Here is a 26765-nt window from a genome sequence, read left to right as displayed (position 1 = left end):
AACCGGTACTCATCCACCACGTCACCGGTATTACGCACCCTCAGGCGCACACGCGTACTACTGCCGGGGTCCACAGTCGCGGACGCGGGCTCCAGCGAAGTCCACAGGCTCACACGCCGACGCTACGGGCGATCCGATGGAGCGTCAGGTCCCCTCGGGGCAAAGGGCGTTGCCCCAAAGGGCCGCTCGTGCGGGGCGCCGGGACTACTCCGCGCCCTCCACGTCGTCCGCGACCGCCCGCTGGGCGACGAGGGACGGGGCGGTGGTGTGCCCGGCCTTGAAGGCCGCTCCGTCGTTCACCGCCGCGACCTCGGAGCCCTGGCCCGGGTCGGTGACGGCGGGGCTGCCGCCGCTCCCGCTGCCCGTCTCCGTGATTCCCCGGCTGTTCTTGTCGAGGTGGCTGGCCTCGTGGGCGAGGATCTCCTCGTTGCCGATGGCGGACGGGCCGAGGAACACGTCCATACCGATCGTCATGGCCTCGGCCCCCATCGCCGCCGTCGCACGCTGGGCGACCGGGCCCGTGTGCATGCGGGCGCCGGCGAGGGCGGGATTGTCGTAGAACGGCACAGCCTTGTTGAGGAAGGAGCCGGGGAGCGTCGAACTGGGCGACTCCTTGGCCTCCTGCAGGAGCTGGTGCTGCCCCTCCGGGCTCCGGTCGTCGATCCCGTCGTGCCCGCAGCCCGCGCCGTGCTGGTGCGCGTCCGAGTCGATGCTGCGCTGGACGGTGTGGCCGCAGCCGAGGCCGTGCTGGTGTGCGTCCCGGGCGACGACCCGCTGGACGGCGGCGTTCCCGGCGGAGCTCTGCAGCGCCAGGACCGTCGCCTGGGTCATCGGCGCTCCGCGCACGCCGGTGGTGGGCGCGGGGGTGACCCGCTGCGGAGCGCGGCCGCCCCGGGCGGCCTGCTGGTCGGCGGCTTCCTCGTGCGCGCGCACCATGCGCTCCCTTCGACACCGGACGTGTGACCCTCAGCCTTACCGGAACTTCCCCGCCACCGGCAGGTCTACGCGGGCAACCCCGGGGGCAACGGCCCCCGGGGTTGCGTCCGGACCCGGCAAGCGGCACTCAGAGCGAAGCGAGTTGCTTGGCGATCGCCTCTTCCCATTCCGTCTGCTTCTCGGGGTCGTTGAGCGAGTCCAGCCACTCCTTTTCCTTCTGGTTGTGGTCATCCGGGCCGCACTTGAGCTCCTTGAGGAACTCACGTGCCTCGTCCCGGATGTCCTGGGGAACGTTCTTGCCCGCCGGCACGGCCGGTCCGGCGGCGACCGCGTAGATCTCCTGCGCCCTGAGCTGCCGCTTCCCCTGCTTGATGGAGTGCGTCACCGTGACCGCCTCCTTCCAGGCGTCACGCCTCCTGCCCCGCCTGCTCGTGCCGTCCTTGGACATCCTCGACGCCTCGGACGTCTCGGGCTCCTTGGACTCCTCGCTTCCCTCCTGGGCCGGCGTGGTGCGGGCGTAGCGGTCCGGCTGCCGTACCGAGATGTAGCGCTTGTTGGCCTTCTTCACGCTCTTCTTGAGGGCGAGGCCGCCCAGGAACCCCGCCGTCAGACCGCCCGCGACGCCAGGAGCGACACCGCCGGTGACCGCACCCGTGGCTGCGGCGATCGCCACGGCACCTGCTGCGATGCGCGCGAGGTTGCCCGTCAGGTTGGCGAAGCGGTGCCCCAGTTTCCACTTCTTCTTGTGCACCACGTATTCGCGTGCGGCGGCCATCTGCTCCCGCACCTCTGTCCTGAGGTTTTCGACGCGGGCCTGCTGGTCCTCGACGGCCTTCAAGCCGTCCTCCGAGTCCCCAAGTCCGGAGGCCCTCTCGGCCAGGCCGACGCTGGCCCTCCCCAGGTCGTCCAGGACGTCCTGGAGCTTTCGGTCGCGCTTCGCGGCCACGTCGTCGAAGTGGTTCTTCAACTTCTTGCGCTGGGCGTGGGTGTTCTTGATGACCATGCTGTCGCGGCCCACGTGGATGGCCGAGAACGAGATGGTGAGGGCACCGCCGGCATCTGCGAGCGCGGCCGTCCCCGCCAGGTCTCCGGCAGCCTTCGTGCCCGTGTTGGCGATCTTCAGGACGTCGTTGGCGGCCATCTGGGAGCTGCTCGCCAGACCGAGGGGCTTGCCCACATAGTTCTTTCGATGCGCATGGGAGGCCGGGCCCGACTCATGGCGCTTGCCGGCCGCATCCTTGATCGCCGCGATGTCGTTCACGGTCCCGGTCACGTCGCTGACGAGGTTGATGGGGTTCTCGACGCTCTGCTGGATCACAGTGTCGTGCGCCGTCCCGTGGTCCCCGTGCTTCATCGATGCCGACTGGACCGTCGCCCCGGGCGGCGCACTGCCGCGGAGAACCACGGTGTCGGGGACGTCGGCCCACGGCTTGGTCTTGGCGGAGGCCTTCTTGGCCCCGTGCCCGACACCGTCGGCCGCGCGCGCGACACCGTTGCGCGAGGACCCATCCGTCTTCTCGGCGCCGGCCGGTTCCTTCTCCTTGGCCGCCTTCTCCTTGGCCGCCTTCTCCTTGGCCTCCTTCTCCTCGGCCGCCTTCTTCTCCGCGGCCTTCTTCTCGGTCTCCTTCGCCGCGGCCAGTTCCGTCCTCGCCGTGTCCTCGGCCGTCCCGTGACGCAGCTGCCCCTGCGCCGCGGCCGCCGCGCGCTGCCGGGCGTCGGCGGCCTCTCGTCCAAGGCGTGTCAACGCGGCGAGGGCGGCTTCGTGCTCCGTCTGCTTCTCCCCCGCGGTCTTCGCGTACCCGGCCGCTTCGGCCTGGGCCTTCTCGGCCTTGTCCTGTGCGTCCTTCGCAGTTCTACCGTGGCCGGCCGCCGCCTGCTCGGCGGTTTCGCGTGCCTCCGTCGCTGCCTTGGCCTCGCGGTCCAGCTTCTTCGCCAGTTCCGCGGATTCCCTCGCGCTCTCGTTGGCCTCGTCCCGGAGCCGGGCGGCCTCCTCCTGGCCCTCTTCCGCCTCCTTCTGCGAGGCACCGGCTCCTTCGGCCTCTTCGTTCCTCTGCTTCGCCGCTTCCTTGGCCGCCTTCACCTTCTTCAGCGCGTCGGCCAGTTCGACGGTCCGCTTCCTCATGGCCGTCGCGAACTGCTCCTCGGACTCCGCCTCGACCTCGGCCTCGGCTGCCTGCTCCTGCGCCTTGTCCTCGACGTCCCCCGCCTTGCGCGCCGTATCGTCGGCGGCCTTCAGCTGCGCCGCGGCCTCCTCCGCCTGGCGGGAGAACCGACGCACCCTTTCCTCGGCCTCCGCCTGACTTTTCCGGGCCTGCTCGATCGTTGCCGAGAGTTGGGCCACCAAGTCCGCCGCGTCCTTCCGCCTCTGCTCGGCGGCCTCGGCCTCCTTCGCGAACCCATCCGCCTGCTTGCGAGCTTCTTCGGCCGCCGCGCCCTTCTCCTTCTCGGTCTCGCCGTGCCTCCCGGCCTCCGCAAGGGAGCTTCGCTGCCTCTTCGTCGCCGCGTTCGCCTCGCCCGTGGCGTCTCGCGCCCGTTCGAGCGAATCCTGCTCTCCCCGCTTCGCGTCCCCGACTTCCCGCTCGAGCGCGTCCGCCTTGTCCCGGGCGTCCGACTCCTTCTTGCGTGCCTCGATCGCCGTCCCGGTCAGGTTCCGCACCTCGGCCACGGCGTCCGCCCGTGCCCCTGAGGCGTCCGAGACCTTCTTCTTCTGCTCCGCCACCTCGTCCACGGCCGCCTGCCGCTCGGGCTCCGTCACCGGTGTGATCCGCAGATCGTCCGGCGTCGACGAGGTCGTCGCCCGTTCCGGTGCCGGGGCCTTGGAGAGCTGTGCGGTACCGGCCGCGCGCTGGATCGCCGAGGTCACGGCCCGGTTCCCCGCCGCGGCCTGCAGCGAGGCCAGGGGCGGTGATTGACGTGCCTGCGGGCGGGCCGGAGCCGGAGCGGCCCCGGCCGGGCGGTGTCTCTGCGTCTGGTTCAAGCGGTCCGGCACGGACGATCCCCTCCTGACACCCAGTCACCGTCCCCGTCCCACGCGGGGCAGCGCCCCGGTGCGGCGGGACGGCGCGCCCCGGAACGGGGCTCGATCGCAAGATGACATCCTGGCGAACTGACAGTCGACACAAGATGTTGAATCAGAAACGCCGGGCGTCCGCCAGGGGTCTTCGGGGGGAAGTGCCGGCAAGCGGCGGGAGTCTGCCCCAAGGGGCACGACCAGGGGCAAGGAACGTGCCCCTGCTCCGGCCCCCGGGGACGTTTCGGCGTCGGCAACGCGCGCGTGAGGCTGAGGGGCGTCCTGTCTCGTACCCCGAGGAGAGCAGAGCATGCCGTCCTACCTGTCGCCCGGCGTCTACGTCGAGGAGGTGGCCAGCGGCTCGCGCCCGATCGAGGGAGTGGGCACCTCGGTGGCGGCCTTCGTCGGTCTCGCCCCGACCGGCCCGCTGAACGAGCCCACGCTGGTGACCAACTGGACGCAGTACGTCGCGGCCTTCGGTGACTTCACCGGCGGGTACTACCTCGCGCACTCCGTCTACGGGTTCTTCAACAACGGCGGCTCGGCCGCCTACGTCGTCCGCGTCGGCGGCTCGGCCGAGGACGCCGCCGCCGACGGTTCGGTCAACGGCGCCGCCGCCCCCGCGGCCGTCACCGGCAGCACCGCCAAGGCGCTGCCCGCCGCCGAGCCCAAGCAGCTCGGCACCTTCGCCGTGACGGCCACCGCGTCCGGCCAGAGCGGCCCGCTGACCGTCGAGGTCGCCGACCCCGAGGGCGAGGGCCCCGCCGAGCGCTTCAAGCTGATCGTCAAGGACGGCGACAAGCCGGTCGAGACCTTCGACGTGAGCGCCAAGAAGGGCAACCGCTCCTACGTCGTCACCCAGGTCAAGGAGCGCTCCAAGCTCATCACCGTGACGGAGGCCGCGCCGTCCGCGCAGCTGGTCCGGCCGGAGAACCAGACCCTGACGCTGCCCGCGCCGCCGTCCGCCGCCCCCGCCGTCCCGGCCGGGCAGGCCGAGAGCGCGCACCCCGGCCCCGCCCAGTACCTCGGCGACTCCTCGGACCGCACCGGTTTCGGCGGTCTGGAGGCGATCGACGAGATCTCCATGGTCGCGGTGCCCGACCTGATGGCCGCCTACCAGCGCGGTGCGATCGACCTGGAGGCCGTCAAGGCCGTCCAGCTCGGCCTCATAGCCCACTGCGAGCTGATGGGCGACCGCGTCGCGATCATCGACCCGCCGCCCAGCCAGAACGCCCGCCAGATCCGCGTCTGGCGCCAGGAGACGGCCGGCTACGACTCCAAGTACGCGGCCCTGTACTACCCCTGGATCAAGTCCTTCGACCCGGCCACCGGCCAGTCCCGCCTGGTCCCGCCGAGCGGCCACGTCGCCGGCATCTGGGCGCGCAACGACTCCGAGCGCGGCGTGCACAAGGCCCCCGCCAACGAGGTCGTCCGCGGCGCCGTGGACCTGGAGCTGCAGATCACCCGCGGTGAGCAGGACCTGCTCAACCCGATCGGCGTCAACTGCATCCGGTCCTTCCCGGGCCGCGGCATCCGCGTCTGGGGTGCGCGCACCCTCTCCTCCGACCCGGCGTGGCGCTACCTGAACATCCGCAGGTACTTCAACTACCTGGAGGAGTCGATCCTGATCGGCACCCAGTGGGTGGTGTTCGAGCCGAACGACCACAACCTCTGGGCCCGCATCCGCCGGAACGTCTCCGCGTTCCTGGTCAACGAGTGGCGCAACGGCGCCCTCTTCGGCCAGAGCCCCGACCAGGCCTACTACGTCAAGTGCGACGAGGAGACCAACCCGCCGGAGTCCGTCGACCTCGGCCGGGTCGTCTGCGAGATCGGCATCGCGCCGGTCAAGCCCGCCGAGTTCGTCATCTTCCGGCTCGCCCAGTTCTCCAGCGGCGGCGGCGAACTGGACGAGTAGGCGGATCGCGCCCCCGCCCTTGTCCCACATCCTCTAGAAGGACTGCGAACTCATGTCTCTCCCCAAACCAGAAGACGTACTCGTCGCACCGAATTTCGGTATCCAGATCGACGGTGTGATGGTCGAGTACCTCAACTCGGTGTCCAACCTGCAGATCGAGCAGGACGTCATCAGGTACCAGCAGAACCAGGGCACGACCGGCCGCAACAACGTCACCCTGATGCCGGGCGTGGCCAAGGACGGCTCGGTCCAGGTCGAACGCGGTATGAGCCAGTCGTCGGTGTTCACCCAGTGGATCAACGACTCCATGGCGGGCCGGATGGCCACCGCCCGCAAGAACGCCACGATCATCGTGATGGACTACGAGGACAACCCGGTCAAGCGCTGGAACCTGCGCAACGCCTGGTGCAGCAAGGTCGTCGCGGGCACCCTGAAGGCGGGTGACACCAACGCGCTCACCGAGACCATCACCATCGTGTTCGAAGAACTGGTCGTCGAGTAATGCGCCGTAGCACCGCCAAGGCACCCGCCGCGGCACCCCAGACCGCGGCGGCGGGAGCGGACTTCCCCCGTTCGGCTCCCGCCGCCGCACCCACGGAGGCGCCGGCCGGTTCCCCGGCCGGCGCTCCCGCCGGGCCCCCCGTCGACACCGCCCCGAGGCAGCAGATGCAGACCGAGTTCCCCTTCGAGCTGCCGCGCGGGTACGTCGACGAGTCGGGCACGGTGCACCGGGACGGTGTGATGCGCCTGTCGACGGCACGGGACGAGCTGATCCCGCTGCGCGACGTGCGGGTGCAGGAGAACCCGGCGTACCTGTCGGTGGTGCTGCTCGGCCGGGTCATCACCCGGCTGGGCACGCTGGCGATGGTGCACGACGGCGTCGTGGAGAACATGTTCGCCTCCGACCTGGCGTTCCTCCAGGACTTCTACCGCCAGATCAACGCGGAGGGGCACACCCGCGCGGCCGTGGAGTGCCCGCACTGCTCGGAGCCCTTCGAGGTGGAACTCGGCGGGAGCCGCCTGGGGGAATCGTGACGTACGCGACCGACCGGCTGCACGAGGAGATCGCGTACGTCGCCTACCACTTCCACTGGAGCCTGGAGGCGATCCTGGACCTGGAACACCAGGACCGCCGCCGGTACACGGACCAGATCGCGTCCCTCGTGACGCGAGGCACGGCGGAGGGCTGATCGGTGGGACTGCTGGACCGGCTGCGGGGCCGTCGCGACGACGGCGAGGGAAACGGGAACGGGGGCGGGGCCGCGGCATCGGCGGCGGGCTCGGCCACGCAGACGGGTCCGCCCGCGGACACCGGCTCGCGTCCGGACCCGGACCCGGGCGCGGGCGGACGTGCGGCATCCGCGCCCGTGGCCGTCGCGGCCTGGACGGGCCTGCCGCCGATCCAGCGCGCCACGGGAGCGGACCGCACGGGGGTCGCGGACGCGGCCTTCGGCGGCCGCCTCCCGACGTGGCAGGACCCGTCGTTCACCGGGGCGCCGTCCCCGGCGGTACTCAACCCGGCGGCCGGCGACAGCCTGCTGTCCGGCGCCTTTGACTCGTCGGCCCGTCAGACCTCGTCCACGCCCCTGGCCCGCCCGGGCGGCCCGCCGCCGGTGCAGCGGATGCCGGTCGCACCGCTGCGCGCGATACCGGCGGACGCACCGGCCACGGCCACGGCACCGACCGCGCCCACGGGTTCCGCCCCGAGGGCGCGCGGTGGTGCGTCGGGTACGTCTTCCTCGCGTCCCACGCCGTCGGTGGCACCGGCGGCGAGCACCTCGCCGACCGCACCCGCGGCCACGCCGGTCCAGCGGGCGCGTTCCGGCGCGACGGCGTCGTCCGCCGCGCCTGCGAGTACGCCGGCCCAGCCCTCCCGCGGGGTCCGGGTGACCCCGGTGCCGGCGCCGCCCGCCGCCCCGCGCCCGCGGCAGTCACTGACCAGGGCCCCGTCCGGATCGCCTGCCGTGCAGCGCCGGGCCCTGCCCGCGAGCCGCCGGACCACGGCAGCCGCCCCGGCGTCCTCCGGCACGGGCGCGGCGCCCTCGTCGGCGGACGCCGACCGAGCGGACCCCGGCTCGGCACCGGCGGGGGACGCCTCTCCGGCCCACGGTTTTGTCGCTCCGGCGCCCGCACCGACCGGTGCGCCCGTCCAGCGGGCGGTACCCGCGCCCGGGACCACACCGGCCCCGGGGACGTCCGACGACGCCACGGCACCGGCTGCCCCGGTACGGCAGCCCGGCGGCAGCCCGGCAGCCCCCGCACCGGCGGGCGACCCCTCCGCGTCCGGCACCCCGCCGGTCCAGCGCGCCGCCACCCGGCCGTCCGGCCCCGCACCGGGCAACAGCACCACGCCCGTCCAACGGCACACCGCACGACCGTCCGGCGGCGGCAGCCCGTCGGCCTCCGCACCGGCCGACAGCGGCACCGCGTCCGGCCCCAAGCCCGTCCAGCGCGCCGCCGCCCGGCCGTCCGGCGCCGCACCGGGCAACAGCAGCACGCCTGCCCAACTGCCCACCGCGCAGCGGTCCGACAGCGGCAACCCGCCGCCCCCCGCACCGACGAACCGCGGCTCCGCCTCCGGCACACCGCCGGTCCAGCGCGCCGCCGCCCGCCCGTCCAGCCCCGCACCGGACGCCCCGGCACGACGCGGCGGCACCCCGCGCCCCGGCGGCGGCAGCCCGGCGCCCGCCACACCGGACAACCGCACCGCGCCCGTCCAGCGGGCCACCGCACGACCGTCCGGCAGCGGCAACCCACCGGCCCCCGCACCGGCCGACAGCGGCACCGCACCCGGCACGCCCCCGGTCCAGCGCGCCGCCACCCGCCCGTCCGGCTCCCCGGCGCAGCCCGGCAGCGGCAACCCGGCGACCGCACCGGCCGGCAGCGGCGCCGCGGCGGACACCCGGGGGGTGCGTGGAACCCCCGCATCCCCCGACAGCGGCAATCCGGCTGCCACCACCCCGGGCGACAGCACCACGTCCACCGCCCCACCCGCCCAACGGGCCACCGCACGACCGTCCGGCGACAGCGGCCCGTCGCCCTCCGCACCGGCCGGCCGCGCCACCGCACCCGGCACCCCGCCGGTCCAGCGCGCCGCCGCACAGCCGTCCGGCCCCACGCCGACCGACGCTCCGGGCAACGGCCCCGCGTCCGCAGCCCCGGCCCGGCGGCCCGCCGTACGCCCCGGCGACAGCCCGGCATCCGCACCGGCGGGCAGCGGCGCCACGGCCTCGACGCCGCCGGTGCAGCGTGCCGTACGCCGCACGGACGGCGGCACGACTCCCCCGGCGGGCAACGCCGCACCCGCCACCCGGCGGGCCGCCGGGCAGCCGGACCGCCCCGCCTCCGCCGGTGACCGCAGGACCGGTTCGCCGGAGACCACGACGACCGGCGCCCCGGTGCAACGGGCGGTCCCGCAGCCCGAGTCGGGGTCCAGCGCCCCCGCGCGTCCGGTCACGCCCTCATCCGGCAGCACCTCGGACGCGGGGCGGGGCGAGGCCCCGGTGCGCCGGGCGGAGTCCCGGCCCGCCACCGACCCGGCGCCCGGCACCGGCACCGGCACCCCGCCCACCGGCGGCACAGCGGCGCCGTCGGCCTCGTCATCACCCTCGTCCTCGCCGTCGGCCTCGTCCTCGGCTGGAGCCGCCCCCGCCGGTCCCCCGGTCCAGCGAGCCGTGTCACCGGCCGACGGTCCCACGGCCGGTCCCCCGGCCCGGCGGACCGCGGCCCCGATCGCCCCGGCCCCCGGGCCCGGCGGCGACACGGCGGCACCGTCCACCGCACGACACACCGGCACCGGCACCGGCGACGCCGCCGGAGGCCGGGGGCCCTCGGCGGCCGCACCCGGCGTTCCCGCGCCCCCTGCCGGCCTGCCCCCCGTCCAGCGCCGGGCGTCGGCCGCCCAGCCGTCGCGACCCGTGCAGCCGTCCCCGGCCCAACCGGGGGCCGTACCGGGACCGCCGGTCCAACGGGCGCCGGAGCGCCGGACCGACGGACCGATCGCGCCCACCGCCACACCGGCGACACCGGCAACAGCGGCGACCCCGGCGGAGGCACCGGCACCGACCGAACCGAGCCCCGCGACCACGGTCACCGCACCCGCCTCGCCCGCCACGGCCGGTACCCGTACCGCGCCCACCCCCGCCGTACCGCTGTCCCGGCCGGAGACCGGGAAGCCGGCCACCCCGGCGGCCCCCGTGCAGCGCAGCGCGGCCGCGCGGCGTCCGGGGCTCGGCGCGCCCATGTCGTCCGGCCCGGTCGGCGCCGTACGTCCGGCCGTGACACCGGCACCGACAGCGGCGCAGTCACCGGCGCCGGCACCGGCACCGGCGTCCACCGCCGCCCCGGCGGGGCCGGCCGGGGCGCCCGCGCGTCGTTCTCCGCTCGGCGCGCCCCTGTCCGCGCCCCCGTCCGACACCACGTCGCTCACCACGCGGTCCCCGGCTCCCGCGCCCTCCACGACCGGGGCTCACGTGCCCCCGCCCGTCCAGCGGGCCACGGCCCTGGCCGTCGCGCCCGCGGCACCGCCCTTCACGACCACGACCACGACCACCGCCACGCCCGCGACGCCGCCCTTCGCGGCCCCGAGCACGCCCGCAGCACCGCCCTTCGCCGCCCTGACCGCGCCCGCCGTACCGCCCTTCGCCGCCACGGCAACGCCCCCGGCGGCGCCGCACCTCACGCCTGGGCCGCTGCCCGGTGGCGGCGGGTCCACGCCCCCCGTCGTCCAGCGCGCGCCCGCCAAGGCCGTACCCCTGCGCAAGCCCGTGTCCCACGGTTCCGCTACCGGCGCCCCGCTCCCGGTGGCCCCGCTCACACCGCCCCGGCCGTCGGCGGCCCGGCCCGAGATGCCCGTCGCCACGCAGGCGGTACCCGGGGACACCACGCCGGACACCACGCCGGACACGGCACCGGTCGGCGCCGTGTCCGGCGACCTGCCGCCGGTCCAGCGGTTCTCCTTCCGCCGTTCCCGCCGCACCGCACACACCACCGCCGCCCTGGCCTCCGCCACGGCCGCCACCGTGGTGGACAACCTGACCCGGCTGGACCCCCCGTCGTCCCGGCCCGGCCCGGACGAGCCGCCGCCCCCGTACAGCGACCCACCGCCGCCGTACGAGGCGGGCGCGGGCGCACCGCCCCCCGGGGGTCCCCCGCCCGCGTACACGGCGGTCCCCGAAGGCGGGTTCGACCCGCGTGACCTCACCGACTTCCAGCTCGACGAACTGGTGCACCGGATCATCGGCCGCGTCACCCGTCTCGTCCGCACCGAACTGCGTATGGACCGCGAACGGATCGGCAGACTCCGCGACCCGCGCTGACCGGACCGCACCGGCCCCGCCGGACGGCCGGACCGCCCCGAGGGCCACGCCCGCCCGCCACCGTTCCCCGACAAGAAAGGTCGACCCCCGATGACCCGTAAGGACCCGGGCTCTTCCATCTGGTTCAGCCTCGCCATCGACGGCGAGAGCCTCGGCTACTTCAACGGGTGCGAGGGCCTGTCGACCCAGGTCGAGGTGGAGCAGCGCCAGGAGGGCGGCAACAACGGCTTCGTCTGGCAGCTGCCCACCCGCGTCACCTACTCCAACATCCGGCTGACCCGCCCCCTCACCCCGGACACGGCGAAGGTCGCCAAGTGGATCTCGTCCGTGCAGACCGGCATCCAGCGGCCCACCGCGCAGATCTCCGCCCTGCGCGCCGACGGGTCGCTGGTCGCCCGCTGGGGGCTGATCGACGTCCTGCCCGTCAGCTGGCAGGGCCCCAGCCTCGACCCCGGCAGCGCGTCCGTGGCCAACGAGGTCCTGGAGATAGCCCACCACGGGTTCACGGACTGACGGCGCCGCGGAGCAGAGAGGAAGAACCATGGCCAAGAGCAGCAAGGGCGCCGGCAAGAGCCTCGTACGCGCCAACCTCGCCATCCACGAGCCGCCCACCGGCAAGTCCACCTCGCCCGGTGGGCTGATCAAGCGGTTCCCGTTCGAGTTCAACCCGGCGCAGCTCTCGATCAGTCAGCGCTCCCAGTGGAAGGCGACCCCGACGGCGGCCGTGCGGAAGGCCGCGAAGCCGCAGTTCATGGGCGCCGAGCCGCGGGAGATGACCCTGGAGATCTTCCTGGACTCCTCCATGAAGCCCGGCGGCAACACCGTGATGAAGAAGGTCGAGTCGCTGCTGATCTGCTGCGAGGTCACCGCCAAGAGCCTGGCCGCCAAGCAGCCGTCCCCGCCCTGGGTGATCTTCGAGTGGGGCTCGTTCTCCACCGCCCGGTTCAACGCCTACGTCGCCTCCATCGAGACCCAGTACACGCTCTTCGGCACCGCCGGCGTCCCCATCCGCGCCACCTGCCAGATGGGCCTGGTGGAGATTCCCGGCCCGACCCCGAACCAGAACCCGACCTCCGGCGCCCTCACCGCCCAGCGCGTGCACCGAGTCGTCGCGGGGGACTCGCTCCAGTCGCTGGCCTGGAGCGAGTACGGCAGCGCCAACGCGTGGCGGGTGATCGCCGAGGCCAACGGCATCGACGACCCGTCCCACCTGCCGACCGGTACCGAACTCATCCTGCCTGCCACCGAGGAGGTGCCTCACTGATGGTGCGTCCCTCCTTCTCCAGCATCGTCGAGGTGAAGATCGGCGGCGCCAAGCTGCCCGACACCATCGCCCCGATGCTCACCGACGGCTGGGTCGACCAGGGCGTCAACGTGCCGGCGGCGTTCCGTCTCACCTTCCGCGACCCCTACCACAAGCTCCTCGGCGACCTGAACGTGCAGTTCGGCACCAAGGTGGTCATCACGCCGATCGCCGACGGGCAGGGCAAGAACAACCCCCTGCTGACCGGTGAGGTCACCGGCCTGGAGACCGACTACGACGGCACCGGCAGCTTCACCGTCATCCGCGGCTACGACTACGGGCACCGGCTGATGCGCCAGCGCCGCGTGGCCGCGTACCGCAACCAGAAGGCCTCCGACATCGCCCGCAAGCTCGTACAGATGGACGGCGTCTCCGTCGGCCGCATCCAGCCGACCAAGGGCACCTACGCGTTCATCGCCCAGCCCAACGTCACCGACTGGGACTTCCTCGCCCGGCTGGCCGACGAGAACAAGATGATCATGTACCTGGACTCCAAGGGGAAGTTCCGGTTCGTCACGCCCAAGCCGTCGGCCGGAGCGCCCTCGCCGAACACGGACGGCGACCAGAGCGCCTTCGTCCTCCAGGCCGGCCACGACATCCTGCGGCTGCGGGCCGCCGTCACCGCCGCCGACCAGATCGGCAAGGTCGAGTCGCGCGGCTGGAACGTCACCACCAAGAAGAAGATCACCGAAATAGCGCCGGCCACCACCGACCCCGGCATCAGCATCAAGTGGACGCCCGGCACGGCCGCCGGCAAGTTCAAGCCCGGCAAACTCGTCGAGACCGCCAACCCGTACGACAAGCAGGACGAGGTGCAGAACGCCGCGAAGGCCCTGGCCTCCGACGTCACCGCCTCCTTCTCCGAGTTGGAGGTCGCCGCCAACGGCCACCCCGACCTGCGGCCCGGAGTCCCCGTCGCGCTCTCGGACGTCGGCACCCCCTTCGAGGGCAAGTACACCGTCACCTCCGTACGTCACCACTTCGGCGACGGCGTCGCCTACGAGTCCTGGATCACGGTCAGCGGACGCCAGTGGCGTTCCCTGTACGGACTCGCCTCGGGCGGCGGCGGCGGCTCGGACCCGGCGAGCGCCACCCGGCTGCCCAGCGTCGCCAACGCCATCGTCACCGACGTGCAGGACCCCCTCAAGCAGGGCAGGGTCAAGCTGCAGTTCCCGTGGCTGGACGACACCTACGTCAGCGACTGGGCGCGCAGCGTCCAGATGGGCGGCGTGGCGGGCGGCGGCATCTTCCCCATGGACGTCGGTGACGAGGTGCTGGTCGCCTTCGACCGGGGGGCGCTGGACCACCCGTTCGTGATCGGCGGCCTCTACAACGGCCGGGACGTGCCGACCAAGAGCGACGTGCCGCTGCACGACGGCCTGAAGAAGAAGGCCGTGCGGCACACCCTGTCCGACCGCCAGGGCAACCGGGTCGACCTGCTCAGCCAGCGCACCGGCGGGCGCAAGCAGGGTGTCCGGATCGCCAGCGGCAACGACAAGCTGACCATCAACCTCGACCGCACCAAGACCGAGATCACCGTCGACAGCAAGGGCTCCGTCAGCATCACCGGCAGCCGCTCGGTGTCGGTGGACGCGGGCACCGACCTGTCGCTGAGCGCCAGACGCTCCCTGACCATCAAGAGCGGCGGCCCCCTCAGCATCCAGGGCGGCAGCATGATCAACATGCGCAGCGGGGGCGTGGTAGGGGTCAACGCGGGAGGCGCCCTGAACCTGGGCGCGGCCGGCGCCGCGACGCTGAGCGCCGGGGCCGCGACGACCATCTCCGGCACCGTCAACGTACAGATCAACTCCGTCATGACGAGGGTCATCGGCGCGACCTTCGAGGTCAAGACCCCCATCTTCAAGGTCGCGACCATCCCCGTGCCGGGCCTGTGACGAAGCGTTTCCGAGGAAGGCAGGTTGCTCTCTGATGGCCGAACAGTTCGTCGGCTCCGGCTGGTCGTTCCCCCTGCGCATCGGGCCCACCGGCGGGATCGCCCTCGTCAGCGGCGAGCAGGAGGTGGAGGAGGCCATGCGGCTCATCCTCGCCACCGCGCCCGGGGAGCGGCCGATGCGCCCCGAGTTCGGCTGCGCCATCCACGACCTCGTCTTCGCCCCCGTCAACGAGCAGACGGCCGGCCGCATCCAGCACGAGGTGTATGTCACCCTGGACCGCTGGGAACCACGCATCGAGGTCCACGACGTCGACGTCACCACCGGCGAGGAACAGAACGTCCTCTTCATCGACGTCCGTTACTCGATCCGCGGGACCAACAACCCGCGCAGCCTCGTCTTCCCGTTCTACGTCATCCCCTCCCACGACGAGCCCGACCTCCCCGACGCGCCGGCCGGCCTCCCGGGCTCTCCCGAAAGCGACCGCTGATGCCCCTGCCCTCTCCCAACCTCGACGACCGCCGCTTCCAGCAGTTCGTCGACGATGCCAAGCGCTACATCCAGCAGCGCGCCCCGGAGTGGACCGACCACAACGTCTCGGACCCCGGTGTCACGCTCGTCGAGACGGTGGCCCACATGGCCGACCAGATCGTCTACCGGCTCAACCGGGTCCCGGACAAGAACCACCTCGCCTTCCTGGACCTGGTCGGCATCACGCTCTTCCCGCCGTCGGCCGCGCGCACGGACGTGACCTTCTGGCTGTCCGCGCCGCAGGAGGACACGATCCTCGTCCCGGTCGGCACCGAGGTCGCCACCCTGCGCACCGAACGCGACGAGGCCGTCGTCTTCGCCACCGAGCACGACCTGCGCATCGTCCCGTGCGCGATGGACCGCCTGGTGACGCAGGTCCGCGGCGAAGCCGTCAGCGACCGCACCACGGACCTCGCCGAGAGCAAGGACGTGATGTGCTTCGCCGAGGCGCCGGGCCCCGGCGACTGCATGCTCATCGGTCTCAGCGCCGCCGTCCCGGACTGCGCGCTCGCGCTCGAACTCGACAGCCGCGTCGACGGCGTCGGCGTCGACCCGCGCCAGCCGCCGCTGGTCTGGGAGGCCTGGACCGAGGACGGCTGGCAGCCCTGCGAGGTCGACCGCGACGGCACCGGTGGTCTCAACCGCCCCGGCGACGTCGTGCTCCACATACCCGGCGGCCACGTGCTGTCCCGCAACGGCGGCCACGAGGCCGGCTGGATCCGCTGCCGGGTCACCGAACCGCTCAGCGGCCAGCCCTTCTACACCACCTCGCCGACCATCCGTTCCGCCGAGGCCTACACCATCGGCGGCACCACCGGCTCCATCCACGCCGAGACCGTCCTCGACGAGCCCCTCGGCGAGTCCACCGGCCTGCCCGGCCAGCGGCTGAGGCTCGAACACGCCCCCATCGTCGCCGGTGAGCCGTCCGTCCTCCTCCAGACCGCCGCCGACGACGGCTGGCAGGACTGGCAGGTCGTCCCGCACTTCTCCGGCTCCCACCCCGACGACCACCACATCACCGTCGACGCCACCACCGGCGAGATCGCCTTCGGCCCCGCCGTCCGCGAGGCCGACGGCACCCTGCGCCAGTACGGTGCCGTCCCGCCCAAGGGCGCCGTCGTCCGCGCCCGCCGCTACCGCACCGGCGGGGGCAGGGCGGGCAACGTGGCCCGCGGCGCCGTACAGGTGCTGCGCACCTCCATCCCGTACGTCTCCGAGGTCGTCAACCGCGAGGCCGCCCTCGGCGGTGTCGACGGCGAGACCATCGAGGAGGCCAAGCTGCGGGCGCCCATCACCCTGCGCGCCCAGGAACGCGCCGTCACCCTGCGCGACTACGAGGAACTCGCCCGCCGCGCCGCCCCCGAGACCGCCCGCATCACCTGCCTGGAGGGCGCGGAGAACGAGTACGGCGCCCACGCCGTCCGCGTCCTCGTCGTCCCCCAGGCCGTCCCGGACCCCGGCGGGCGCCTGCGCTTCGAGCAACTCGTCCCCGGCGACGCCCTGCTGAACCGCATCACCCGCCACCTCGACGAACGCCGCCTGATCGGCACCCGGCTCGCCGTCGGCCCGCCCTACTACCAGGGCGTCACCGTCGTCGCCACCGTGCACGCCTTCCGCGACGTCGACGCCGACCGCGTGCGCCGGCAGACCCACGACGCCCTCTACCGCCACCTCGACCCGCTCACCGGCGGCTCCGACGGCAAGGGCTGGCCCTTCGGACGCCCCGTGCAGACCGGTGAACTCTTCGCCGTCCTCCAGCGCGTCCCCGGCGTCGAACTCGTCGACGAGGTCGTCCTGCACCCGGCCGACCCCCTCACCGGAAAGCGCGGCGACCCCACCAACCGCATCGACCTCGACGCACCCGCCCTGGTCTTCTCCTACGACCACCGGGTCCGCGTGATCGGGGACAGCGCGTGAAGCCCGCCTCACAGCGGGGCTCCGTCGACGGACTCGGCTCGTCGCTGCCCATCGCGTCAATGCTGCCGGCCGTCTTCGCCGACGACGACCTCGCGCTGCGCTTCGTCGCCGGGCTCGACGACGTCCTCGCACCCATCCTGAACGTCCTGGACTGCCTGGACACCTACTTCGACCCCGCCCTCACCCCGGCGGACTTCGCGCAGTGGCTCGGTACCTGGGTCGGCGCGGAGACCGACGGCACCGAGGCCGAACCCATGCTGCGCGCCGCCGTCGCCGCCGCCGCCCGGCTGCACCGCGTACGCGGCACGCTGCAAGGCCTGTCCGAGACCGTCCGGCTCGCCTTCGGTGTCGCGCCGGAGATCACCGAGAGCGGCGGCGCCGCCTGGAACGCCCGGCCGCTCGGCCCGTTCCCCGGCCGCCCCCGCCCGCAGCTGCACGTCGCGCTCCGGCTGCCCGAACCCAGGCCCGTCGACGTCCACCGGCTGGACGCCCTCGTCGCCGCCGCCCGCCCCGCCCACATGCCCTACACGGTCGAAGTGACCGCCTCCGAAAGGACCCCGGAGAGATGACCACGCAGAACTGCGCCGAGTGCGGGACCCCCGCGGAACCGGGCCAGTCCTTCTGCGACGCGTGCGGCGCCGTACTCAGCTGGGACCAGGCCGGTGCCGCCCGCACCGCGCGGCCCGCCGCCGCCACGTCCGACCAGCGCCCCGGCTTCGACGCCTTCGCGGGCGCGGGCGTGCCCCCCGCCCGCACCGGCCGCCCGGCCACGGCACCCGCCGACGAACCGGCCGGCGCCATCGGGGAGAACCCGACGCTGCCCCAGCAGCGCCGTACGGCCGGCGCCGCGGACAGCCCGGCCGGAGACGCCGCGGCCACCACCGGGGACACGCCCGGCACGGGGAACTCCCCGGGCGCCGCGGCCCACGGCGCGGGAGGTGCCGCGGGCCCGGACGACGCCGCGGGAGCCGCCGCCCGCCCGGCGCCCGGCACCGAAGAGACCGCCCCCACCGCCCCGGTGCCCTCCGCCGCCGCCTCCGCGCCCGCCCCGAACGCGCTCACCGACACCATGTCCGACCGGGCCCGCTCGCTCCTCGTCCCCGTCGCCGACCCCGAGGCACCCGCCCCGGCGGCGCCCCCGGCCGTCGCCCCCGTCCTGCCCGGCCGCCCCGACGCGGACCGCCCGCAGGTCCGCGCCCCCGGCCACCAGCCGGACATCGCCAACGGCCCGCCCTGCCCGTGGTGCTCCACCCCCAACCGCCCCGACCGCCACTACTGCGCCCGCTGCGCCATGCCCCTGGTCGCGAGCGGCGACCAGGCCTCCGTGCGGGCCCCGTGGTGGCGCCGGCTCTTCGGCGGGCGGCGGCAGGAGACCCCGTGGGCCGGCGACCGTCCCCGCCTGCGCCGCGTCTTCGACCGCATCGGCACCTGGATCACCGTCGTCGTCGTGGCCACCCTGGTCGTCCTCGGCTTCATGTACATCCCCGACGGCGTCCAGAACACCCGCGACCACTTCGCCAAGCGCGCCCCCGTCTCCCCGGACGGCATCAAGGCCTCGCGCTCCTTCCCCGGCCACAATCCCGAGCTCCTCATCGACAAGCTCAGCAACACCTGGTGGGGGCCGGGCATCACGGAGTCCGGCCAGGGCCAGTGGGTCGAGGCCACCTTCACCGAGCCGACCCGGCTGCTCGACGTGATCATCACCCCCGGTGTCTCCACCCGCGCCGACAAGCTGCGGGAGTCGGCCCTGCCGCACCGCGTCAAGGCGACGATCACCATGAAGGACGGGTCGGTCAAGACCCGCGACCTCACCCTGGACCAGGGCGCCGGCGGCCAGCGACGCCCGTTCCGCGTCGGCGAGGTCACCAAGGTCCGCTTCACCATCGAGTCCGCCCACGCGGCGTCCGCCAAGAAGCAGGTGGCCATCTCCGAGATCGAGTTCTTCGGTCCCTCCAGCGCCAACCGCTCCTCCTGACCCCACCCGGGGCCCCGCCACGAGACGTCGTCCCGAAACCGGCGGGGCCCCGCGCCCACCCCGTATCAGCCGCGTCCCACCCGAACGGACGCCACACCATGCGTCTCGCGCCGGGCCGCCAGAGGCTGAGGCCATGCCCACAGCACGAGCGATATCCACCGCCGTCCTGCTGTCCACGGCCACCCTGCTCGCCTCCTCCCTCGCGGCCTGCGCGCCCACGGACCCGGACGGCGACCGGCAAGGCGACACCGGCGGCACCACCACCGACGCGCAGGCCCTGACCAAGCTCCGCGACCAGTCCCTCAACTGGAAGGCCTGCCCCGCCCCCTCCCCCGCCCAGGGCGGCGGCGAGGCACCCGCGGCGCTCCCCGACGGCACCCGGTGGCAGTGCGCCACCCTGCGCACGCCGTTGGACTGGATGAACCCCTCCGGCGAGTCCATGGACCTCGCACTGATCCGGGCCCGCTCCAGCGGCGCTCCGGACGAGCGGATCGGCTCCCTGCTCTTCAACTTCGGCGGCCCCGGCGGCTCCGGCGTCGCCACCCTTCCGGGCCTGGCCGCCGACTACGAGAAACTCCGCACCCGCTACGACCTCGTCAGCTTCGACCCGCGCGGCGTCGGCGACAGCGGCGCCGTGCGCTGCCTGGACGCCGGCCTCCCCGACGAGGACGAGATCGACAACATCCCCGACGACGGGGGCGACGAGACCAACGCACTCGTCCGCTTCAACCGGGAGACCGCGGCCGCCTGCGAGAAGAACTCCGGCGACGTCCTCCCCTACGTCGGCACCACCCAGGCCGCCCAGGACATGGACCTGATGCGACAGGTCCTCGGGGACGAGAAGCTCCACTACCTCGGCATCTCCTACGGCACCGAACTCGGCGGCGTCTACGCCCACTTGTTCCCCCGGCACGTCGGCCGCGCCGTACTCGACGGTGTCGTCGACCCCACCCACGACATGATGGAGGAAGCCCTCGCCCAGGCCGGCGGCTTCCAGCTCGCCTTCGAGCACTTCGCCGCCTGGTGCGCCCGCCAGGGCTGCACACTGGGCGACGACGCCGAGGACGTCGTGGACCTCGTCGTCGGCCTCGAAGCGGCCCTGGACGACACCCCGCTGCCCACCCCGGACGACGGCGAACTCGACGGCGACGCCCTCGTCGCGGCCGTCACCGGGGCCCTCTACCGGCAGGACTACTGGCCCGCGCTCCGGGTCGGCCTGGAAGCCGCCGCCGACGACGACGGCGACGTCCTGCACGACCTCGCCGAAGCCCTCGGCCAGCACGGCACGGGCGGCGACACGGACGACGACGCCACCGACGACACGACCGACGAGGAAAGCAACGAGGACGACGCCTTCAGGGCCATCACCTGCGACGACTCCAGCAGCCGCTACACCGTCGCGGACGTCCTGTCCCGCCTGCCGGACTTCCTCGAGGCCTCCCCGCTCTTCGGCCCCGGCCTCGCCTGGAGCACCCTGTCCTGCGACGGCTGGCCGGTCCCCGGAGCCGCCCGGCACCCCGAGGTCAGTGCCCCGGGCGCGCCCCCCGTCCTCCTCGTCGGCAACACCGGCGACCCCGCCACCCCCTACGAGGGCGCCGCCCGCATGGCGCAGCGCCTCGGCGAGAAGGTGGGCGTCGAGCTGACGTACGAGGGCGAGGGCCACGGCGCCTACGACAGCGGCAACACCTGCGTCCAGAACGCCGTCAACGCCTATCTGCTGAACGGCACCCTCCCGAAACCCGGCACGGTCTGCGAGGCGGAACCCCTGCCGGAAGGCAAATAGCACCCAGGACCCCGGCCCCACGCCGACGCCCCCGCGATCTCGGATCGCGGGGGCGTCGGCGTGCCGGCTGCGGAGCCCCCTGTCGGATTCGAACCGACGACCTTCGCTTTACAAGAGCGGCGCTCTGACCAGCTGAGCTAAGGAGGCACGCGCGCGTCGGGCGCGCGCAGGCGGCTCCACTCTACACAGGGGCGGTGAACGATGTGATTCGAAAATTTCGGCGGAATTCACAGACTCCCAGCTACTGACAGATCAGGTGAACGCCGGGTACCGTCCTGCTCAGCTTCACCCGTGTGGACTACACCACCACCTTCCTACAACGGATCGTCCGGCACGTTCCTGCCGGTAGAAGGGGGCCCTTCACCATGGCCACTGTTACGTTCGACAAGGCGACCCGCGTATACCCGGGTTCCACGAAGCCCGCCGTCGACGGTCTCGACATCGACATCGCGGACGGCGAGTTCCTCGTCCTGGTCGGCCCGTCCGGTTGTGGCAAGTCCACCTCGCTCCGGATGCTCGCCGGGCTCGAGGACGTCAACGGCGGCGCCATCCGCATCGGTGACCGCGACGTGACGCACCTGCCGCCGAAGGACCGGGACATCGCCATGGTGTTCCAGAACTACGCGCTGTACCCGCACATGTCGGTCGCCGACAACATGGGCTTCGCGCTCAAGATCGCCGGCGTCAACAAGGCGGAGATCCGGCAGAAGGTCGAGGAGGCCGCGAAGATCCTCGACCTCACCGAGTACCTGGACCGCAAGCCGAAGGCGCTCTCCGGCGGTCAGCGCCAGCGTGTGGCGATGGGCCGCGCGATCGTGCGTGAGCCGCAGGTGTTCCTCATGGACGAGCCGCTGTCCAACCTGGACGCCAAGCTCCGCGTCTCCACCCGTACGCAGATCGCCTCGCTCCAGCGCCGCCTGGGCATCACCACCGTCTACGTCACCCACGACCAGGTCGAGGCCATGACGATGGGCGACCGCGTCGCGGTCCTCAAGGACGGTCTGCTCCAGCAGGTCGACTCCCCGCGGAACATGTACGACAAGCCCGCGAACCTCTTCGTCGCCGGCTTCATCGGTTCCCCGGCCATGAACCTGGTCGAGGTCCCGATCACCGACGGCGGCGTGAAGTTCGGCAACAGCGTCGTCCCGGTCAACCGCGACGCCCTGAAGGCCGCCTCCGACAAGGGCGACCGCACGGTCACCGTCGGTGTCCGCCCGGAGCACTTCGACGTCGTGGAGCTGAACGGTGGCGCGGCCAAGACCCTGTCGAAGGACTCGGCGGACGCCCCGGCCGGACTCGCGGTCTCGGTGAACGTCGTGGAGGAGACCGGCGCCGACGGCTACATCTACGGCACGGTCGAGGTCGGCGGCGAGACGAAGGACCTCGTGGTCCGCGTCAGCAGCCGCGCGGTGCCGGAGAAGGGCGCGACCGTCCACGTGGTGCCGCGTCCGGGCGAGATCCACGTGTTCTCGTCCTCCACGGGCGAGCGCCTCACCGACTGAGAAACCACGCGACCGGGTGATTTCACCCGCGTTGACGAAAAGTGCCCCGCGGCCTGCTGCGGGGCACTTTTCGTTGTCGACAAATACCCCGGCACAACGGACGTTTCGACCGTTGTTCGTCAATCTCCTATCCCGTTCACGGCCGCTCTTCATCCCCCGAAAGGGTGACTAAATGTCGCCAAATCATTACCGGGCGCTACCCTCACTCGCGTGAAGCACTCCGTGAAGCACTCCACCACCCGACAGACGCGACGCGGCCGGGGCCCCGCCCGCCGGATCGGCCGCTCTCTCGCCTTCGTCCTGCCCGTCGTCCTGGTGCTCTCCGGGACTCTCGCGGTCACCCGGGTCAACTGGTCCGGGGACCCCTCGGACTCGGTGCTCGCCGCGTCGGAGGCCACCTCGCCGAAGGCGTCCTCCGCCCGCGCCGCCCGCGCCCCGCACGAGGTGCTGCGCGACCGGCTGCTGACCGAGTTGCAGGAGGAGGACCCGGGCGTCGCGCTGACCCACCTCCAGCAGGCGGTGAACGAGCGCCCGTCGCTGGCCGACCACTGCGCGACCATCGCCCGCGCCCTCGGCCGCGCCGCGGTGAAGGTCTACGGCCCCACGCGTGCCCAGTCCTACGCCCGCCCCGTCTGCGACACCGCCTTCGCCTCGGGCGTCCTGGCCGCGCACAGCTGAGCGCCCCGCGGGGGCCGGTGGGGCGCCGCGTACAGTTCGGGCATGACCGATCCGAACGCCGCGTCCCGCCGCCCCGTTCAAGCCGTCGTCCTGGCCGGCGGGCAGGGTTCCCGGCTGCGCCCCTACACCGACGACCGGCCCAAGCCGATGGTCGAGATCCCGGGCACCGGGACTCCGATCATCGGCCATCAGCTCGCCTGGCTCGCAGAGGAGGGCGTCACCGACGTCGTGGTCTCCTGCGGTCATCTGGCCGAGGTGCTCCAGAAGTGGCTGGAGAGCGCCGACCTGCCGCTCTCCGTCACCACCGTCGTGGAGACCGAGCCGCTGGGCCGAGGCGGCGGCCTCAGGTACGCCGCCGCCCACCTCCCGCACCCGGACCGGTCCTGGTACGCCACCAACGGCGACATCTGGACCCGTTTCTCGCTGCGCGACATGGCCGACTTCCACGCCGAGCGGGACGCCGTCGCGACCCTCGCCCTGGCCCGCCCGCGGCTGCCGTGGGGCGCCGTGCAGACGGACGGCTTCGGCCACATCACCGACTTCATCGAGGCGCCGCCGTCGACCTTCGAGATCAACGCGGGCGTGTACGTCTTCTCGCCGGAGTTCGCCGCGATGCTCCCGGAACGCGGCGACCACGAGCGCACCACGTTCCCCCGCCTGGCCCGCGAGAACCGCCTGGCCGGCTTCCCGATCCCCCAGGGCTCCTACTGGCGCGCGATCGACACCGCGAAGGACCTCACGGAGGCGGCCCGGGAACTGGCGGCACCGAGCGGCCGCTGAGAGGGCCCGTCAGGCTACGGAAGCGCGGCTCGGCTGCCCCTCAAGCCTTGTCGTCGAAGAACCTGATGACCGAGGGCAGGGCTTGCCGCACCGATCCGTTGTGGTCGTAGTCGCCGACATCGGTCAGCCGGGGAGCAGCGCCGTTCCTCGTCAACTGGTCCGCGCAGTACGCCGAGTGACTGAAGTCGACGTCCTTGTCGCCCCGGCCGTGGAAGATCTCCACCGGTACGTTCGGCCGCCAGTCGCACGTGTTGTCCATCGGGCGCAGTCTGTCCTTCAGGACACCCTCGGGCTTGCGGATCTTGTTCAGGAAGTCCTCGGTGAACAGGTCCTTGGAGGCCGCGGGGAGCTCGCTGACTATCTGCCCGGCGGTGTGATGGCCGTCGAAGAGACCCTCCACCTTGCTGTCGTAGGGGGAGCGGAAGACGTCACCGGGCGACGTGTAGAGGCCGTACATCTTGTTCCAGGCGGTGACGAAGTAGGCGAGGTAGATGCCGGATTTGGCGATCTTGTCGTCGGCCGCGGCGGCCTCGAAGGCCGAAAGGTTGTAGGGGCCGCTGACCGGGGCGAGTGCCCCCAGTCCGAAGTAGCGGTCGGCGCCCTCCTGCTGAAGCGCCCGGCCCACCAGCATGGTCGCGGGGCCGCCCTGCGAGAACCCGCTGACCTGAACCTTCCGCTTCAGCTCCCGGCCGTTCCGGTGGGCGAGTGTCCGGGCCGCGCGCAGACCGTCCACCGAGGCCGCGACGGTGGCCCTGGGGTCACCGTAGGGGTGGAAGCCTTCGCCCGAGCCGAGGCCCACGTAGTCGGGCGCCGAAACGGCCCGCCCGGTCGAGCCGAACAGCAGGGCGACAAGCCGGTCGTTCGACTCCGGATTCTCCGAGGCGACGTCCTTGCGGTAGACGGTGGTGCCGTGCAGCCAGGAGACGGTGGACAGGTGGCGCGCCCTGTTCTTGGGCAGGACGACGAGCTGGCTCGCGGTCGTGGGGGTGCCCGAGCTGTCAGTGGTGCGGTAGGTGACCCGGTAGGCGGTCACGCCGTAGCGGACCTGGGACGTGTCTATTTTTCCCTGGAGTTCCCCGGCCACTTCCTCCGCGGTGAGATCGGCCGCTTGCTCGACGGAGACGACGGCCCCGCCTTGTGCCCGCTCGCTGTGGGAGCCGGCCGCCGCCGAGGCCGGAGCCACCAGGGCGGACACACTGCCGAGGACCGCCGCACCAGCCACAATCCGGATTCTTGTTCGCCGTAAAGTCATAGCTGGATCTTGCCGTCGGCCGATCGGCCGGAACATGGAGCGACCCCCCGGGCCGTACGGGGGAAAACCCCTCGGAGTCCGTAGGGGATGCGGATGCCCCACCCCCTGCGGTCGCCCGCCTTCCAACAGCACGCGCCCCGCGCCTGGTTGTCACCGGGAGCGGGACGCGCACAGGTCGGCCTAGCCCAGGAGGCCGCCCACCAGGCGGCCGCCCGGCTCGCCGGTGGAGGACGAGTCGCCGCCGTCGCCGCTGCCGGTGCCGCCGGTGGAGCCCCCGCTGCCGCTGCCGCCGGACGAGGTGCCGCCCGCGGTCGGCCCGGCCGTGGTGCTCGGCGCCTGCTCGGCCGGGGACGACTGCCGGGGCGGGGCCTGGCCCGTGGTGCCCTGGGTCTGGGTCGGTGTACCGCCGCCGGTGGTGGTGCCGCTGCCGTCGCGGGTCGCTCCCGGGGTGGTCGCGGAGTCCTCGGCGGGGCTGGACGCGCCGCTGGTGGCGCCCTGGGTCGGTGAGGCGGAGGCCTCCGGGGACGAGGTCTTCGGTCCCCGCGTGCCGGGGTCCTGCGGGAGCGGGGAGCCGGGCAGTTCGTTGCGCGGGGACTCGCCGGGCCCGGGGACGACCACGCGGTCGGCGTCCCGGACGGCACCGCCGAGGACCGAGCCGACGAGGAGGGTGACACCGGCGACGAGGAAGGTGATGAGCGCGCCGCGGCGCAGGACGTAGCGGCGCAGGTCCCAGATGTCGGAGCGGGGGCCGAGCCGGCGCCAGGCGCTGCCCGCGAGCCTGCCGTCCACGGAGTAGACGGGGGCCCCGGCGATGATCAGCGGGGACCAGGCGGCGAGGTAGATGATGTCGGGCGCGTCGTAGACCGGGACGCTCTTCCAGCTGACGGTGACCAGGAGCGCGGCGGACAGGGTGGCGCCGATGACCGCGGCCACCCGCTGCCAGCAGCCGAGGACGGTCAGGACGCCCACCAGCACCTGGAGGAAGGCGATGACCAGCCCGGCGCCCACCGGGTGGTCGAGGGCGAACTGACGCAGCGGCTCCGCGACGTCCCAGGGGTGCAGGGTGTTCAGCCACTTGACCATGGAGCCGCGTTCGCCGCCGTCGAAGTAGACGGGGTCGCAGAGCTTGCCCATGCCGGCGTAGATGGAGATGAAACCGAGGAAGACGCGCAGCGGCAGCAGGACGACGCCGAGGTTCATGCGGCGGCCGGGGAAGTAGGCGTGCCGCGCCGGGTCGTCGGTGCGGCGCCTGCTGCGGGGCTCGCCCGCGTCTGTGTCCTCGTCGTAGCCGTCGTCGCCGTAGCCGCGGTCGCCGTAGCCGTCGGGGCCGGTCCCGAACTCCTGCGTGCCGTAGGCGGAGTCGTCGTAGGCCGGCTCGTCGTAGGCGCTGCCGACGGTGCGCATGGCGGGCAGCAGCCGGGTGCCCTCGGGGACCGGGCCGCGCTGGGCGCCGACGAGGGGGGTCTCCAGCGTCTGGGTCGCGGGGCCGTCGTCGTAGTCCAGGGGGCCGCCGTCGAGGTCGACCCGGGGGATGACCTGGGTGGCTCCGGCGTCGGCGGAGCGGTCGGCGGCCGGGTCCTCGGCGTGGTGGCCGGCTCCCGCCCGCACCGCCTGGAGCAGCCGGTGCGCGCCGGTGTCGTCCGGGTCGGACCGCCCGCTCCACACGACGGCGCGGCGGCGGCCCGGGGCGGCGGGCATGCGGGCGGGGTCCTGGGTGGCGCTCAGGTGCCGCGCGATCCGCGGGGACTGGGTCCGCCGCGCGGAGGCACCGAACTGCACGCGGAAGCTCGCGTGGTTGACGATGACCTGGGCCGGATCGCTCGGCACCTTCACCATGCTCAGCGCGGGAGCGTCGTCGTATCCCGACGAGCGGTCCCCCGTGGGTGTGCGGGGTGTTCTGGTGTCCACACTCATCTAACCGAGTGATGTGTCGTTAGGACACTGCCTTGACCGGCCCGATCTGTCCGGACCGC

Annotated in this window: 21 protein-coding genes and 1 tRNA gene; 16 read left to right on the top strand and 6 right to left on the bottom strand. The window is 73.1% G+C overall.

What is annotated here, in order from left to right; genetic code table 11:
* Positions 1 to 204: 204 nt before the first annotated feature.
* Entirely contained in the window at positions 205 to 936 is a 732-nt protein-coding gene (locus ACFYZ3_RS34365; protein WP_388526144.1) for a DUF4157 domain-containing protein, read from the bottom strand.
* A gap of 127 nt (positions 937 to 1063) precedes the next feature.
* Entirely contained in the window at positions 1064 to 3799 is a 2736-nt protein-coding gene (locus ACFYZ3_RS34360; RefSeq protein WP_388526142.1) for a hypothetical protein, read from the bottom strand.
* A 457-nt stretch (positions 3800 to 4256) separates the two neighbouring features.
* Between ACFYZ3_RS34360 and ACFYZ3_RS34355 the strand changes: the two genes are divergently transcribed.
* Genes ACFYZ3_RS34355 through ACFYZ3_RS34340 form a run of 4 tightly spaced genes read left to right on the top strand, consistent with a single transcriptional unit; the run spans position 4257 to position 7051 of the window.
* Positions 4257 to 5861: a phage tail sheath subtilisin-like domain-containing protein gene (locus tag ACFYZ3_RS34355; RefSeq protein WP_388526140.1), complete on the top strand. Its 1605-nt coding sequence runs from the start codon at positions 4257 to 4259 to the stop codon at positions 5859 to 5861.
* A gap of 52 nt (positions 5862 to 5913) precedes the next feature.
* Positions 5914 to 6363, top strand: a complete 450-nt coding sequence (locus ACFYZ3_RS34350) for a phage tail protein (RefSeq protein ID WP_003974723.1) — start codon at positions 5914 to 5916, stop codon at positions 6361 to 6363.
* Positions 6363 to 6896, top strand: a complete 534-nt coding sequence (locus tag ACFYZ3_RS34345; RefSeq protein ID WP_388526138.1) for a hypothetical protein — start codon at positions 6363 to 6365, stop codon at positions 6894 to 6896. The genes ACFYZ3_RS34350 and ACFYZ3_RS34345 overlap by 1 nt, the downstream gene beginning before the upstream one ends.
* Positions 6893 to 7051: a DUF6760 family protein gene (locus ACFYZ3_RS34340; protein WP_007450918.1), complete on the top strand. Its 159-nt coding sequence runs from the start codon at positions 6893 to 6895 to the stop codon at positions 7049 to 7051. The genes ACFYZ3_RS34345 and ACFYZ3_RS34340 overlap by 4 nt, the downstream gene beginning before the upstream one ends.
* A gap of 377 nt (positions 7052 to 7428) precedes the next feature.
* Here the strand turns inward: ACFYZ3_RS34340 and ACFYZ3_RS34335 are convergent, their stop codons facing one another.
* Complete coding sequence (locus tag ACFYZ3_RS34335; protein ID WP_388526136.1) at positions 7429 to 10290, bottom strand: hypothetical protein; 2862 nt, start codon at positions 10288 to 10290, stop codon at positions 7429 to 7431.
* Between the two features lie 43 nt (positions 10291 to 10333).
* On the opposite strand from ACFYZ3_RS34335, the gene ACFYZ3_RS34330 reads away from it, so the two are divergent.
* The 9 genes from ACFYZ3_RS34330 to ACFYZ3_RS34290 all read left to right on the top strand — a co-directional run bounded on the left by ACFYZ3_RS34330 (position 10334) and on the right by ACFYZ3_RS34290 (position 20580).
* The gene (locus ACFYZ3_RS34330) at positions 10334 to 11179 is read left to right on the top strand and encodes a hypothetical protein (RefSeq protein WP_388526134.1); all 846 of its coding nucleotides are present in this window, start codon (positions 10334 to 10336) and stop codon (positions 11177 to 11179) included.
* A 90-nt stretch (positions 11180 to 11269) separates the two neighbouring features.
* Complete coding sequence (locus ACFYZ3_RS34325; protein WP_003974727.1) at positions 11270 to 11692, top strand: phage tail protein; 423 nt, start codon at positions 11270 to 11272, stop codon at positions 11690 to 11692.
* 28 nt (positions 11693 to 11720) lie between these two features.
* Entirely contained in the window at positions 11721 to 12443 is a 723-nt protein-coding gene (locus ACFYZ3_RS34320) for a LysM peptidoglycan-binding domain-containing protein (protein ID WP_003974728.1), read from the top strand.
* Positions 12443 to 14377 carry a VgrG-related protein gene (locus tag ACFYZ3_RS34315; protein ID WP_388526130.1) on the top strand — a complete coding sequence of 645 codons (1935 nt, stop codon included), beginning with the start codon at positions 12443 to 12445 and terminating at the stop codon, positions 14375 to 14377. The genes ACFYZ3_RS34320 and ACFYZ3_RS34315 overlap by 1 nt, the downstream gene beginning before the upstream one ends.
* A 34-nt stretch (positions 14378 to 14411) precedes the next feature.
* Positions 14412 to 14864 carry a GPW/gp25 family protein gene (locus ACFYZ3_RS34310; protein ID WP_003974730.1) on the top strand — a complete coding sequence of 151 codons (453 nt, stop codon included), beginning with the start codon at positions 14412 to 14414 and terminating at the stop codon, positions 14862 to 14864.
* Positions 14864 to 16822 (top strand): putative baseplate assembly protein, encoded by a 1959-nt coding sequence (locus ACFYZ3_RS34305; protein ID WP_388526127.1) that lies wholly within the window; start codon positions 14864 to 14866, stop codon positions 16820 to 16822. Before ACFYZ3_RS34310 ends, ACFYZ3_RS34305 begins: the two co-directional genes overlap by 1 nt.
* A 59-nt stretch (positions 16823 to 16881) precedes the next feature.
* Positions 16882 to 17391 (top strand): phage tail protein, encoded by a 510-nt coding sequence (locus ACFYZ3_RS34300; RefSeq protein WP_174855222.1) that lies wholly within the window; start codon positions 16882 to 16884, stop codon positions 17389 to 17391.
* Entirely contained in the window at positions 17388 to 18797 is a 1410-nt protein-coding gene (locus ACFYZ3_RS34295) for an NADase-type glycan-binding domain-containing protein (RefSeq protein ID WP_388526125.1), read from the top strand. Before ACFYZ3_RS34300 ends, ACFYZ3_RS34295 begins: the two co-directional genes overlap by 4 nt.
* 133 nt (positions 18798 to 18930) lie before the next feature.
* Positions 18931 to 20580, top strand: coding sequence for an alpha/beta hydrolase (locus tag ACFYZ3_RS34290; protein WP_388526122.1), 1650 nt, complete (start codon positions 18931 to 18933; stop codon positions 20578 to 20580).
* 73 nt (positions 20581 to 20653) lie between these two features.
* On the opposite strand, the gene ACFYZ3_RS34285 is transcribed toward ACFYZ3_RS34290, so the two are convergent.
* Positions 20654 to 20727 (bottom strand) — tRNA-Thr (locus ACFYZ3_RS34285).
* 218 nt (positions 20728 to 20945) lie between these two features.
* Between ACFYZ3_RS34285 and msiK the strand changes: the two genes are divergently transcribed.
* From msiK to ACFYZ3_RS34270, 3 genes are all read left to right on the top strand, one after another.
* Positions 20946 to 22082 (top strand): diacetylchitobiose ABC transporter ATP-binding protein MsiK, encoded by a 1137-nt coding sequence (msiK, locus tag ACFYZ3_RS34280; RefSeq protein ID WP_011029527.1) that lies wholly within the window; start codon positions 20946 to 20948, stop codon positions 22080 to 22082.
* Between the two features lie 222 nt (positions 22083 to 22304).
* Positions 22305 to 22760, top strand: coding sequence for a hypothetical protein (locus ACFYZ3_RS34275; protein WP_109035804.1), 456 nt, complete (start codon positions 22305 to 22307; stop codon positions 22758 to 22760).
* Between the two features lie 42 nt (positions 22761 to 22802).
* Complete coding sequence (locus ACFYZ3_RS34270; RefSeq protein WP_388526118.1) at positions 22803 to 23540, top strand: NDP-sugar synthase; 738 nt, start codon at positions 22803 to 22805, stop codon at positions 23538 to 23540.
* 40 nt (positions 23541 to 23580) lie between these two features.
* Here ACFYZ3_RS34270 and ACFYZ3_RS34265 read toward each other — a convergent pair whose 3' ends face one another.
* On the bottom strand, positions 23581 to 24792 hold the full coding sequence (locus tag ACFYZ3_RS34265; RefSeq protein ID WP_388526115.1) for a lipase family protein: 1212 nt from the start codon (positions 24790 to 24792) through the stop codon (positions 23581 to 23583).
* A gap of 180 nt (positions 24793 to 24972) precedes the next feature.
* Positions 24973 to 26706, bottom strand: coding sequence for a DoxX family membrane protein (locus ACFYZ3_RS34260; RefSeq protein ID WP_388526112.1), 1734 nt, complete (start codon positions 26704 to 26706; stop codon positions 24973 to 24975).
* Between the last annotated feature and the right edge of the window lie 59 nt (positions 26707 to 26765).

This window comes from Streptomyces sp. NPDC001599 (genome assembly GCF_042893535.1).
GTDB lineage: Bacteria > Actinomycetota > Actinomycetes > Streptomycetales > Streptomycetaceae > Streptomyces.
The sequence above is the reverse complement of the archived record's forward strand: the minus strand, read 5'-3'. Positions and strand labels throughout refer to the sequence as shown.

Excerpts from the sequence above, each read along its gene's own strand:
- ACFYZ3_RS34350 (WP_003974723.1), top strand. The coding sequence starts at position 5,914 with ATGTCTCTCCCCAAACCAGAAGACGTACTCGTCGCACCGAATTTCGGT.
- ACFYZ3_RS34345 (WP_388526138.1), top strand. The coding sequence starts at position 6,363 with ATGCGCCGTAGCACCGCCAAGGCACCCGCCGCGGCACCCCAGACCGCG.
- ACFYZ3_RS34265 (WP_388526115.1), bottom strand. The coding sequence starts at position 24,792 with ATGACTTTACGGCGAACAAGAATCCGGATTGTGGCTGGTGCGGCGGTC.
- ACFYZ3_RS34270 (WP_388526118.1), top strand. The coding sequence starts at position 22,803 with ATGACCGATCCGAACGCCGCGTCCCGCCGCCCCGTTCAAGCCGTCGTC.
- ACFYZ3_RS34310 (WP_003974730.1), top strand. The coding sequence starts at position 14,412 with ATGGCCGAACAGTTCGTCGGCTCCGGCTGGTCGTTCCCCCTGCGCATC.
- ACFYZ3_RS34260 (WP_388526112.1), bottom strand. The coding sequence starts at position 26,706 with ATGAGTGTGGACACCAGAACACCCCGCACACCCACGGGGGACCGCTCG.
- ACFYZ3_RS34365 (WP_388526144.1), bottom strand. The coding sequence starts at position 936 with ATGGTGCGCGCGCACGAGGAAGCCGCCGACCAGCAGGCCGCCCGGGGC.
- ACFYZ3_RS34300 (WP_174855222.1), top strand. The coding sequence starts at position 16,882 with ATGCTGCCGGCCGTCTTCGCCGACGACGACCTCGCGCTGCGCTTCGTC.
- ACFYZ3_RS34320 (WP_003974728.1), top strand. The coding sequence starts at position 11,721 with ATGGCCAAGAGCAGCAAGGGCGCCGGCAAGAGCCTCGTACGCGCCAAC.
- ACFYZ3_RS34295 (WP_388526125.1), top strand. The coding sequence starts at position 17,388 with ATGACCACGCAGAACTGCGCCGAGTGCGGGACCCCCGCGGAACCGGGC.
- ACFYZ3_RS34315 (WP_388526130.1), top strand. The coding sequence starts at position 12,443 with ATGGTGCGTCCCTCCTTCTCCAGCATCGTCGAGGTGAAGATCGGCGGC.
- ACFYZ3_RS34355 (WP_388526140.1), top strand. The coding sequence starts at position 4,257 with ATGCCGTCCTACCTGTCGCCCGGCGTCTACGTCGAGGAGGTGGCCAGC.
- msiK (WP_011029527.1), top strand. The coding sequence starts at position 20,946 with ATGGCCACTGTTACGTTCGACAAGGCGACCCGCGTATACCCGGGTTCC.
- ACFYZ3_RS34305 (WP_388526127.1), top strand. The coding sequence starts at position 14,864 with ATGCCCCTGCCCTCTCCCAACCTCGACGACCGCCGCTTCCAGCAGTTC.
- ACFYZ3_RS34290 (WP_388526122.1), top strand. The coding sequence starts at position 18,931 with ATGCCCACAGCACGAGCGATATCCACCGCCGTCCTGCTGTCCACGGCC.
- ACFYZ3_RS34325 (WP_003974727.1), top strand. The coding sequence starts at position 11,270 with ATGACCCGTAAGGACCCGGGCTCTTCCATCTGGTTCAGCCTCGCCATC.